The following is an 11379-nucleotide window of genomic DNA, read 5'->3' as shown; positions in this document are numbered from 1 at the left end:
TACGCAATGGCCGTTGCATATTTTGCAACCGCCCGCCCGGAGGAGGCACCGTGACCGCCGACAACGCCGTCGAGCGCCGCAAGGACCGTCTTGCGCGTCTCAAGGAGCTCGCGCAGGAGCGCGTGGACTTCCGCTTCAAGGGTCTGCCGCCCCAGGCCGGGGGGCTGACGGTCGCCGAGCTGGCGGAGCGTCGGCTCAACCTCTTCACGGACGGTTTCACCACCCCGGTCCTCGCCCTCTCCGCGGAGCGCCTGGAACACAACCTCGCCCTGATGGAGACGTACGCCACCCGGCACGGCCTCGCGTTCGCGCCGCACGGCAAGACGTCGATGGCCCCGCAGCTCTTCCGGCGCCAGATCGAGCACGGCGCGTGGGGCATCACCCTCGCCGTGCCCCACCAGGTGCGCGTGGCCCGGGAGTTCGGCACCGACCGGATCTTCCTGGCGAACGAGCTGGTCGACGCGGCGGCGCTGCGCTGGCTCGCCGCCGAGCTGGACGCCGACGAGGAGTTCCGGTTCATCTGCTACGTGGACTCCGTGCGCGGGGTCGAGCTGATGGACGCGGCCCTGCGCGAGGCGGGTGCCTCCCGCGCCGTCGACGTGGTCGTGGAGCTGGGCGCGGGCGAGGGCGCGCGGACGGGCGCCCGTACGGAGGCGGAGTGCGCGGCGGTCGCCGACGCGGTGGCCGCCGCCTCGACGCTGCGGCTCGTGGGCGTCGCCGGGTACGAGGGCGAGGTCCCCGAGGCGGACGGCGAGCGGGTCCGCGCCTGGCTGCGCCGCCTGGTGGCGCTGGCCGGCGGTTTCGACGCGGACGGCCGCTTCGCGGGGCTGGACGAGATCGTGGTGAGCGCGGGTGGCTCCGCCTGGTTCGACGCGGTGGCGGACGTGTTCGCGGAGGTGCCCGAACTCTCCTCCCCCGTACTGAAGTTGCTGCGCTCCGGCGCGTACGTCTCGCACGACGACGGCCACTACCGCCACCTCACCCCCTTCAACCGGGTCCCGGAGGAGGGGGCGCTGCACCCCGCGTTCCGGCTGTGGGCGCAGATCGTGTCGCACCCGGCGCCCGGCCAGGCCTTCACCAACGCGGGCAAGCGGGACGCGGCCTACGACCTGGACCTGCCCGAGGCCCAGGTCGTGCGGGACGCCCGTACGGGTGAGATCCGCGACGCCGCCGGGGTCTCGGTGACGGGCCTGTCCGACCAGCACGGGTGGCTCCGCCTGGATGCGGGGGTGGAGCTTCAGGTCGGTGACTGGCTCGGGATGGGGCTCTCCCACCCCTGCACCTCCTTCGACAAGTGGCAGCTGATCCCGGTGGTGGAGGCGGACGGCACGGTCGTGGACTACGTCCGCACGTTCTTCTAGGCACGCGCCGTGGCTCCCCCGGTTCGCTGCTCACCGCGGGCCGGTGGGGGCTGGTCGCGCAGTTCCCCGCGCCCCCGAAAAGCGCACTGCGTGCGCCTTGTTCGTCTGCGGGCCCGGTGGGGCTTCTCGCGCAGTTCCCCGCGCCCCCCGAGATGCGCACTGCGTGCGCCATCTCCCCTCGGGGCTGCGGCGGAGCCGCATGCCTCAGGGGCGCGGGGAACTGCGTGAGCAGCCACGACGAGACCGGCACCCGGTAACGCATCAGCACCTGGCACAGGAGAGGCCCCCATGGACCTGGTCATCAAGGACACCCGAGTCATCGACGGCACCGGAGGTGCCTCGTACCGCGCCGACGTGGCGATCGACAACGGCCGGATCGCGGAGATCAGGCGCGAGGGGCAGGGCCCGCGCCCCACGGGGGCCCGCACCCTGGACGGATCAAGCCTGGCGCTGGCCCCCGGCTTCATCGACATGCACGCACACAGCGACCTCGCCCTGCTGCGCGACCCCGACCACAGCGCGAAGGCCGCCCAGGGCGTCACCCTGGAGGTCCTCGGCCAGGACGGCCTGTCCTACGCCCCCGTCGACGACCGCACGCTCACCGAGGTCCGCCGCGCCATCACCGGCTGGAACGGCGGGGCGCCCGGGGACACCTCCGTCGACTTCGACTGGCGCACCGTCGGCGAGTACCTGGACCGCCTCGATGGGGGCATCGCGGTCAACGCCGCCTACCTCGTCCCCCAGGGCACGGTCCGGATGTACGCGGTCGGCTGGGAGGACCGCGACGCCACCCCCGCCGAGCTGGAGCGGATGAAGCAGCTCGTCGCCGAGGGCATGGAGCAGGGCGCCGTCGGCATGTCGTCCGGGCTCACGTACACGCCCGGCATGTACGCCAAGGACGCCGAACTCACCGAACTGTGCCGGGTGGTGGCCGGCTACGACGGCTACTACTGCCCCCACCACCGCAGTTACGGGGCCGGCGCCCTGGACGCGTACCGGGAGATGGTCGACCTGACGCGTACCGCCGGCTGCGCGCTGCACCTCGCGCACGCCACGATGAACTTCGGCGTGAACAAGGGCAAGGGCGTCGACCTGCTCTCCCTGCTCGACGACGCGATCGCGGGCGGCGCGGACATCAGCCTCGACACCTACCCGTACACCCCGGGCGCGACCACGCTCGTGGCGATGCTGCCCAGCTGGGCCAACGAGGGCGGGCCCGACGCCACTCTCGCGCGGCTGCTCGACGACGCGACCGCGGAGCGCATCCGCCACCACGTGGAGGAGACCGGCTCGGACGGCTGCCACGGCGTGCCGATGGAGTGGGACACCATCGAGATCTCGGGCGTCGCCGACCCGGCGCTCGGCGGCTACGTCGGCCGGACCGTCGCGGCGGCCGCCGCCGAGCGCGGCGAGGCCGCCTGGGTCACCGCCCGCCGCCTGCTGATCGAGGACAAGATGGGGACCACGATCCTCCAGCACGTCGGGCACGAGGAGAACGTGCGGGCGATCATGCAGCACCCGGTGCACACCGGCGGCAGCGACGGCATCCTCCAGGGCGCCAAGCCGCACCCGCGGGCGTACGGCACGTTCCCGCACTACCTCGGGCACTACGCCCGCGACCTGGGCGTCATGTCCCTGGAGGAGACCGTCGCGCACCTCACGTCCCGCCCGGCCGCGCGGCTGCGGCTGCCCGACCGCGGCCTGGTCCGCGAGGGCTACCGGGCCGACCTGGCCCTGTTCGACCCGCAGACGGTGGCGGCGGGTTCGTCGTTCGAGGCGCCGCGGACGCTGCCCGTGGGCATTCCGCACGTCCTGATCGACGGCCGTTTCGTGATCGAGGACGGGCGCCGCACGGACGTCCTCGCGGGCCGGTCGGTCCGCCGGACGGCCTGAGGCTCAGCGCACGCCGTGCGGCCGGAACTGGACGCTGATCCGGGGTCCGGTCGCCCGCGCGGACTTGGGGATCGCGTGCTCCCAGGTCCGCTGGCAGGAGCCGCCCATCACGATGAGGTCGCCGTGGCCGAGCGGCCTGCGCACGGCCGGGGCCCCGCCGCCGAGGGGCCGCAGCAGCAGATCGCGCGGCGCTCCGACGGACAGGATGGCGACCATGGTGTCCTCGCGGTCGCCGCGCCCGATCCGGTCCCCGTGCCAGGCGACGCTGTCCCGCCCGTCCCGGTAGAAGCAGAGCCCCGCCGTGGTGAAGGGCTCCCCCAGCTCCTCGGCGTAGTGGGCGGACAGCGCGGTGCGGGCGGCGCCGAGCACGGGGTGCGGCAGTTCGGCGGCGGCGCCGTAGAACTTCAGCAGGCGCGGCACGTCGACGACCCGCTCGTACATCTGCCGCCGCTCCGCCTTCCAGGGGACGGTCGCGGCGAGGTGTTCGAACAGGGTGTCGGCGCCGCTCAGCCAGCCCGGCAGGACGTCGATCCAGGCCCCGGCCCCGAGCACGGTGCGCCGCACCCCGGCGAGGGCGCCGAGCGCGGTCTCCTCGGCCTGGTCGAAGAGCGATCCCTGAAGCATGCTCCCCAGCGTACCCAACGAATAGAACAAACGCTCGAACACAACAGGCCGACGGTACGGAGTGGCTCATCTCACCCGCGCGGGCCGCGCCGCCCGGGAGCACGGCCGTAAAGTCGGACCATGCAGCTCATCCAGTCGACCAAGCTCGCCAACGTCTGCTACGAGATCCGGGGTCCGGTGCTCGAGGAGGCGATGCGGCTGGAAGCGGCGGGCCACCGGATCCTGAAGCTGAACACGGGCAACCCGGCGGCGTTCGGCTTCGAGTGCCCGCCGGAGATCCTGGAGGACATCCTCCGCAACCTCGGCGACGCGCACGGCTACGGCGACGCCAAGGGGCTGCTCGCCGCCCGCCGCGCGGTGATGATGCACTACCAGACGCTGGGCGTGGAGACCGACGTCGAGCACGTCTACATCGGCAACGGCGTCTCCGAGCTGATCGTGATGGCGATGCAGGGGCTGCTCGACGACGGCGACGAGGTGCTTGTCCCCGCCCCCGACTACCCGCTGTGGACCGCCGCCGTCTCGCTCTCCGGCGGCACCGCCGTGCACTACCGCTGCGACGAGCAGGCCGACTGGATGCCGGACCTCGCCGACATCGAGCGCAAGGTGACCGACCGCACCAAGGCGATCGTCATCATCAACCCGAACAACCCGACGGGCGCCGTCTACACCGACGAGATGCTGCGCGGCCTCACCGACATCGCCCGCCGCCACAACCTCCTCGTCTGCTCCGACGAGATCTACGACAAGATCCTCTACGACGACGCGACGCACACCCCGACGGCCGCCGTCGCCCCGGACCTGCTCACCCTCACCTTCAACGGCATGTCGAAGGCGTACCGGGTGGCCGGCTACCGCGTCGGCTGGATGGCGATCTCCGGCCCGCGCGCGCACGCGGCGTCGTACATCGAGGGGCTGACGATCCTCGCCAACATGCGCCTGTGCGCGAACATGCCGGGCCAGCACGGGGTCGTCGCGGCGCTCAGCGGCCGCCAGACGATCAAGGACCTGGTGCTGCCCGGCGGGCGCCTGAAGGAACAGAGCGACGTCGCCTACGACCTGCTCACGCGGATCCCGGGCGTCACCTGCGTGCGGCCCAAGGGCGCGCTCTACCTCTTCCCCCGCCTCGACCCCAAGGTCTTCAAGATCAAGGACGACCGGCAGATGGTGCTCGACCTGCTGCGCGCCGAGAAGATCATGGTGGTGCAGGGCACCGGGTTCAACTGGCCCGAGCCCGACCACTTCCGCGTGGTGACCCTGCCCTCGACCCGGCAGCTGACCGAGGCGATGACCAGGATCGGGAACTTCCTGGACGGGTACGCGCAGGCGTGAGGCCAACTTTGGACAGATTCTAACTTAGACACGTTCTAAGGTACGATGGAGACCAAGTAACCGCCTGCACGGCTGCCTGGAGGCCTCCCATGTACGAGCCGATCCGCACCAAGTCGGTCCACACGATGGTGGCCGACAGCGACTTCCCGCACCGCACCCGCGAGGAGGAGCTGGACATCCAGCTCGCCGGGCATCTGTCCGCGCTGCTCGCCCTGACCGACGAGATCCGGCTCGCCGCCGGGGACGCGGAGCTGGACGCCGCCGCGCGTGCGCTGGCCGCGCAGGTCGAGCGGCTCCGGGGCGGGCAGCCGGCCCGTTCCTCCGTCGCCGCCGCCGTGCACGAGCCGCATGTCGCCGCTCTGCACCAGCGGGCGCATGCCCTTGCCGGGCGGGCGCTGGTGGTCGCGGCGTCCCGGGCCGACACCAGTGCGGCGATTCTGGCCGCGCAGCGCATGGAGTACCACGCGAGCGCCGGCCGCTTGGTAGCCGCCTGAACCGGGCCTGGGGCCGCGGGCGGGGCGTGACTGAGCCCCCGCACGTCGTTGTGCGGGGGCTCAGTCAGGTCCGGCCTAGCCGAGGCGCTGTACCAGCTTCCGGTACTCGTCCCACAACTCCGCCGGCGTGTGATCGCCGAAGGTGTTGAGGTGCTCCGGAATCAGCGCAGCCTCCTCGCGCCAGACCTCCTTGTCGACGGTGAGCAGGAACTCCAGGTCCGCGTCGGCCAGATCGAGGCCGTCCGTGTCCAGGGAGCCCTTGGCCGGAAGGATGCCGATCGGGGTCTCGACACCTTCCGCCCGGCCGTCGAGGCGGTCCACGATCCACTTCAGGACACGGCTGTTCTCACCGAAGCCGGGCCACACGAAGCGCCCGTCCGCGTCCTTGCGGAACCAGTTGACGTAGTAGATCTTCGGGAGCTTGGCGGCGTCCTTGTCCTGCGCGACCTTCACCCAGTGGGCCATGTAGTCGCCCATGTTGTAGCCGCAGAACGGCAGCATGGCGAACGGGTCGCGGCGCAGCTCACCGACCTTGCCCTCGGCGGCGGCGGTCTTCTCCGAGGCCACGTTGGCGCCGAGGAAGACGCCGTGGTTCCAGTCGAAGGACTCCGTCACCAGCGGCACCGCGCTCGCGCGGCGGCCGCCGAAGAGGATCGCCGAGATCGGCACGCCCTTGGGGTCCTCCCACTCGGGCGCGATGATCGGGCACTGCGCGGCCGGGGTGGTGAAGCGGGCGTTGGGGTGCGCGGCCGGGACGCCGGACTCGGGCGTCCAGTCGTTGCCCTTCCAGTCGGTGAGGTGGGCCGGGGTCTCCTCCGTCATCCCCTCCCACCAGACGTCGTTGTCGTCGGTCAGCGCGACGTTGGTGAAGACGGAGTTGCCCCACAGCGTCTTCATCGCGTTGGCGTTGGTGTGCTCACCGGTGCCGGGCGCCACCCCGAAGAACCCGGCTTCCGGGTTGATCGCGTAGAGCCGGCCGTCCTCGCCGAACCGCATCCAGGCGATGTCGTCGCCGATCGTCTCGACCGTCCAGCCGGGGATCGTGGGCTCCAGCATGGCGAGGTTGGTCTTGCCGCACGCGGACGGGAACGCGGCGGCGACGTATTTCGACTCCCCGCGCGGCGGGGTCAGCTTGAGGACGAGCATGTGCTCGGCGAGCCAGCCCTCGTCGCGCGCCATCACCGAGGCGATACGCAGCGCGTAGCACTTCTTGCCCAGCAGGGCGTTGCCGCCGTAGCCGGAGCCGTAGGACCAGATCTCGCGGTCCTCGGGGAAGTGCGAGATGTACTTCGTGGAGTTGCACGGCCACGGCACGTCCGCCTCGCCCGGCTCCAGGGGCGCGCCGAGGGTGTGGACGGCCTTGACGAAGAAGCCGTCGGTGCCGAGCTCGTCCAGGACCGGCTGCCCCATCCGGGTCATGGTGCGCATGGAGACGGCGACGTAGGCCGAATCGGTGATCTCGACGCCGATCGCGGAGAGCGGCGAGCCCAGCGGGCCCATGCAGAAGGGGACGACGTACATCGTCCGGCCCTTCATGCTGCCGCGGAAGAGCCCGCCGTTGCCCTCGTTGCCCCGGAAGATCTCCCGCATCTCGGCGGGGGCCTTCCAGTGGTTGGTCGGGCCCGCGTCCGCTTCCTTCTCGGAGCAGATGAACGTCCGGTCCTCGACCCGCGCGACATCGGTGGGGTCGGAGGCGGCGTAGTAGGAGTTGGGGCGCTTGACCGGGTCGAGCTTCCTGAACGTCCCCTTGGCGACCAGTTCCTCGGCCAGCCGCTCGTACTCGGCCTCGGAGCCGTCGCACCACACGACGCTGTCCGGCTGGGTCAGTTCGGCGATCTCGTTGACCCACGAGATCAGTTCCTTGTGCTCGGTCGGAAGGGCCGGAAGGGTCGAAAGGGTCGAAAGGGTGGGGACGGGGGCCGTGTCGGTCCGGGAGAGGGGAGCCGCGATGTCGCGCGCCACGATCGCTCCTAAATGAGGGTGTTGTGTTGGGTGCCCCGTGGGGGCTGCGACCCGGACGCTGCGCCTCCCGTTCCACCGGGCTCCAGGGGACTGGAGCCGGTGAGCGCTCATCCGGTGCCGACCGCACTCATTTGATCATCCGACCGTTTCGCCCATCTGTCCAGGGGGCCTCACACTTGAGCGACGTGAGCATTGCCACTCGGTCCCGCGGGCTTATGGATCACGACTTCGGGCCACCCCGGCGGGATCCGACGCGCTCCCTCTCCACCGCCTACGGTCGCGTAGGTACGATGAAGGCCATGAGCGTCGCCGCAGAACAGCACGGAGTCCCCCTCACAGAGCCTTCTTCGCTGAAGCCACGACTGCGCGGCTGGCTGCACGCGGGCATGTTCCCCGCGGTACTGATCGCCGGCATCTTCCTGACAGCGCTGGCCGACTCCTCGCGAGGCCGCATCGCCTGCGGCGTCTTCGTCCTGACGGCCTGCCTGCTGTTCGGCGTGAGCGCGCTGTACCACCGCGGCACCTGGGGGCCGCGCGCGGACGGCGTCCTGCGCCGCCTCGACCACGCCAACATCTTCCTGATCATCGCGGGTACATACACGCCGCTGGCGATGCTGCTGCTGCCCGCGTCCACGGGCGAGACGCTGCTGTGGGGCATCTGGGTGGCGGCGGCGGCGGGCATCGCGTTCCGCGTCTTCTGGGTCGGCGCCCCACGCTGGCTCTACACCCCCTGCTACATCGCGATGGGCTGGGCGGCGGTCTTCTTCCTGCCCGACTTCATGCGCGCGGGCGGCGTCGCCGTGCTCGTCCTGGTCGTCGTCGGCGGATTGCTCTACAGCGCGGGCGGGATCATCTACGGCATCAAGAAGCCGAACCCCTCCCCCCGCTACTTCGGCTTCCACGAGGTCTTCCACTCGCTCACCCTCGCGGCGTTCATCGCGCACTACATCGCCATCTCGCTGGTGGCCTACCAGCACGGCTGACACCCTCCTCCTCTCCCCCATCACTGGCCGCGGCTCCCGGAGCCGCGGCCAGTTCTGCGTTTCCCCAACCTGACAGGAGATGTGGATTGACACGAACCACCAACTGACAGCTACTCTCATTTCATGGCTACTGTCACTCAGCAAGTGGAACCGCGCCTCGACCCCCGGCGCTGGTGGGCCCTCGGCGCCCTGGTCGCGAGCATGCTCGTCCTCGGTTTCGACATGACGATCCTGAACGTGGCGCTCCCGACGATCACCGGACAGCTGGGCGCCACCACCGGCCAGCAGCAGTGGATGGCCGACGCGTACGTGGTGGTGTTCGCGGCGCTGATGCTCCCTGCCGGACTCCTCGGCGACCGCTTCGGCCGCCGCCGGGTGCTGGTCGGCGGGCTCGGCGTCTTCCTCGCGGCGTCCGTCGTGGGCGCCCTCGCCTCGGACGTGACCTGGGTGATCGTGGCCCGGGCCCTGATGGGCGTCGGCGGCGCGTTCGTGATGCCGCTCGCCATCTCCGTCCTGCCCTCGCTCTTCCCGCGCACGGAGCAGACCAAGGCCATCGGCATGATCTCGGCGGCCTCCGCGCTCGGCCTGCCCCTCGGCCCGGTCCTCGGCGGCTGGCTGCTGAACCACTTCTGGTGGGGCTCCGTCTTCGTGATCAACGTGCCGATGGTCGCGATCGGCATCACCGCCTGCCTGTTCCTGCTGCCGGAGACCCGGGACCCGGCCGCGCCCCGGGTCGACGTCGTCTCCACCGTCCTCACCGCGCTCGGCCTCGGCACCCTGATCTACGCGATCATCGAGGGCCCCGGGAAGGGCTGGAGCGCCCCCGTCGTGCTCGGCGCCTTCGCGGCGGCCGTGGTCCTGCTCGGCGCGCTCGCCCTGCGGGAGCGGCGCAGTCCGCGCCCCATGCTCGACCTCACGCTCCTGAGCCACCGCGGGTTCCTCACCCATACGCTCGTGGCGACGTTCGGCATGTTCGTGCTCTCGGGGCTGATGTTCGTACTGCCGCAGTACTTGCAGGCCGTGCTCGGCACCGACTCCTTCGGCACCGGGCTGCGGATGATCCCGCTGATGGCCGGGATGCTGGCCGCGGCGAAACTCGCCCAGCTGCTCGTCGCCCGGTTCGGGGAGCGGGCGGTGATCTGCGTCGCGCTGGTGGTCCTCGCGTTCGCCGCGTTCCTCGGGGCGCGCACCACCACCGCCTCCGGGTACGGCTTCACCGCCCTGTGGCTGACCGTCGCCGGGCTCGGCTTCGCCTTCGCCATGATCCCCGCGATGGGCGGCGCGCTCGGCGCGCTGCCCAAGGACCAGGCGGGCCGCGGCTCCGGACTGCTGAGCACGGTCCGCCAGACCGGCAGCGCGCTCGGCGTCGCCCTGCTCGGCGCCCTGGTCGCGGGCGCGTACTCCGCCCGGCTCAGCACGGCCTCGGTCTCCGGTGCGGCGGCGGACGCGGCCCGGGACTCGGTGATCGGCGCCCATCTCGTCGCGGGCCGGCTCGGCGACCGGGCGCTGGCGGCCTCCGCCGACGCCGCCTACCTCCACGGCATGGACCTCGCCCTGGCCGTCATCGGCATCGCGGCACTGGTCTGCGTGGTCCTGACCGCGGCGCTGATGCCCGGCCGGGTGCCCCCGTCCGCGAGCATCCCCTCCCGGACGGAGGTGGCCCCCACCGGCGCGAATGCCCGACAATGACGGTCATGGCCGCCTCAGCACAGACCCCGGACGCCAAGCTCGGACTCCGGGAACGCAAGAAGCTCAAGACCCGCACGGCGATCCGCGAGGCGACGTACCGCCTGATCATGGACCAGGGGTACGACGCGACGACCGTCGAGCAGATCGCCGAGGCCGCCGAGGTGTCGCCGTCCACCGTCTTCCGCTACTTCCCGACCAAGGAAGACATCGTCCTCACCGACGAGTTCGACCCCGTCCTGGAGCGGGAGCTGCGGGCCCGCCCGGCCGACGAGTCGATCATCGACTCGCTGCGGCACGTCATCGAGGAGAGCCTGCTGCGCGCGGTGCAGAGCGAGGACGCCGAGGTGACCCGGCTGCGCACCCGGCTCCAGGTGGAGGTGCCCGCGGTGCGCTCCCGGATGATGGAGTCGATGTCGGTCACCGGCCAGATGGTCTGCCGCGTCCTCGCCGACCGCACCGGCCGCGACGCGGGGGACCTGGAGGTCCGGGTCTACGCGATGTCCGTGGTCGGGGCGCTGATGGAGGCGACGATGTACTGGGCCGAGCAGGGGGACGCGGGTGAGGCTCTGCGGGACGTGACGGTACGGGCGCTGGATGTGTTGCGGGACGGGTTGTAGGGGGCTGGGTTTTGCGGGGCCGGGTTGCAGGTGAGTCCGGATTTTGCGCGGCCGGGTTGTAGGGGGCCCGGATTTTGCGGGGCCGGGTTGTAGGTGAGTCCGGATTTTGCGCGGCCGGGTTGTAGGGGGCCCGGGTTTTGCGGGCGGGATGTGGAGGGGACCGACTTTTGCGGGGCGGGGGTCCCAACGCCCTTGGGCGGCGCCCGGGGGGAGTCCGCGCGGGCGATGTGCGTGGCGGCGAGCCCGGCCAGCTCGGGCGATGCCCGTGGCGACGAACCCGTCCGCTCGGACAATGCCCGTGGCGGCGAACCCAGCCAGTCGGGCGGCGTCGTCAGCGGCGATCCCAGCCCGCTCGGGCGATGTGCGTGGCGGCGAGCCCAGCCCGCTCGGGCCACGCCCCGCACAGCGAACCAGTCTCTTTGCG

General features: G+C 71.4%; 9 protein-coding genes. 7 read left to right on the top strand and 2 right to left on the bottom strand.

All coding sequences use genetic code 11. The annotated features are described in order from the left end of the window. The first annotated feature begins 50 nt into the window (after nucleotides 1-50). Together ABZY33_RS01020 and ABZY33_RS01015 are read left to right on the top strand one after the other, a co-directional pair. Nucleotides 51-1361: an amino acid deaminase gene (locus ABZY33_RS01020; RefSeq protein WP_356489288.1), complete on the top strand. Its 1311-nt coding sequence runs from the start codon at nucleotides 51-53 to the stop codon at nucleotides 1359-1361. Between the two features lie 288 nt (nucleotides 1362-1649). After that, nucleotides 1650-3254: a D-aminoacylase gene (locus ABZY33_RS01015; RefSeq protein WP_356489287.1), complete on the top strand. Its 1605-nt coding sequence runs from the start codon at nucleotides 1650-1652 to the stop codon at nucleotides 3252-3254. 3 nt (nucleotides 3255-3257) lie between these two features. On the opposite strand, the gene ABZY33_RS01010 is transcribed toward ABZY33_RS01015, so the two are convergent. After that, on the bottom strand, nucleotides 3258-3887 hold the full coding sequence (locus ABZY33_RS01010) for an alpha-ketoglutarate-dependent dioxygenase AlkB (RefSeq protein ID WP_356489350.1): 630 nt from the start codon (nucleotides 3885-3887) through the stop codon (nucleotides 3258-3260). A 111-nt stretch (nucleotides 3888-3998) separates the two neighbouring features. Between ABZY33_RS01010 and ABZY33_RS01005 the strand changes: the two genes are divergently transcribed. Together ABZY33_RS01005 and ABZY33_RS01000 are read left to right on the top strand one after the other, a co-directional pair. Next, complete coding sequence (locus ABZY33_RS01005) at nucleotides 3999-5210, top strand: pyridoxal phosphate-dependent aminotransferase (protein WP_356489286.1); 1212 nt, start codon at nucleotides 3999-4001, stop codon at nucleotides 5208-5210. An 89-nt stretch (nucleotides 5211-5299) separates the two neighbouring features. Further along, nucleotides 5300-5704, top strand: a complete 405-nt coding sequence (locus ABZY33_RS01000; protein WP_356489285.1) for a hypothetical protein — start codon at nucleotides 5300-5302, stop codon at nucleotides 5702-5704. A gap of 75 nt (nucleotides 5705-5779) precedes the next feature. Here ABZY33_RS01000 and ABZY33_RS00995 read toward each other — a convergent pair whose 3' ends face one another. Continuing rightward, a complete protein-coding gene (locus ABZY33_RS00995) occupies nucleotides 5780-7666 on the bottom strand; it encodes a phosphoenolpyruvate carboxykinase (GTP) (RefSeq protein ID WP_356489284.1) in 1887 nt (628 codons plus the stop codon). Nucleotides 7667-7956: 290 nt separating this feature from the next. Here ABZY33_RS00995 and ABZY33_RS00990 point away from each other — a divergent pair, with 290 nt between their 5' ends. The 3 genes from ABZY33_RS00990 to ABZY33_RS00980 all read left to right on the top strand — a co-directional run bounded on the left by ABZY33_RS00990 (nucleotide 7957) and on the right by ABZY33_RS00980 (nucleotide 10955). Then, on the top strand, nucleotides 7957-8649 hold the full coding sequence (locus ABZY33_RS00990) for a hemolysin III family protein (RefSeq protein WP_356489283.1): 693 nt from the start codon (nucleotides 7957-7959) through the stop codon (nucleotides 8647-8649). A gap of 123 nt (nucleotides 8650-8772) precedes the next feature. After that, nucleotides 8773-10338: a DHA2 family efflux MFS transporter permease subunit gene (locus tag ABZY33_RS00985; protein ID WP_356489282.1), complete on the top strand. Its 1566-nt coding sequence runs from the start codon at nucleotides 8773-8775 to the stop codon at nucleotides 10336-10338. 5 nt (nucleotides 10339-10343) lie between these two features. Further along, the gene (locus ABZY33_RS00980; protein ID WP_356489281.1) at nucleotides 10344-10955 is read left to right on the top strand and encodes a TetR family transcriptional regulator; all 612 of its coding nucleotides are present in this window, start codon (nucleotides 10344-10346) and stop codon (nucleotides 10953-10955) included. Nucleotides 10956-11379 lie beyond the last annotated feature (424 nt).

The organism is Streptomyces sp. NPDC006552 (genome assembly GCF_040611655.1).
GTDB lineage: Bacteria > Actinomycetota > Actinomycetes > Streptomycetales > Streptomycetaceae > Streptomyces.
Note: the sequence above shows the minus strand (reverse complement) of the source record. Positions and strands in the feature narration are given on the sequence as shown.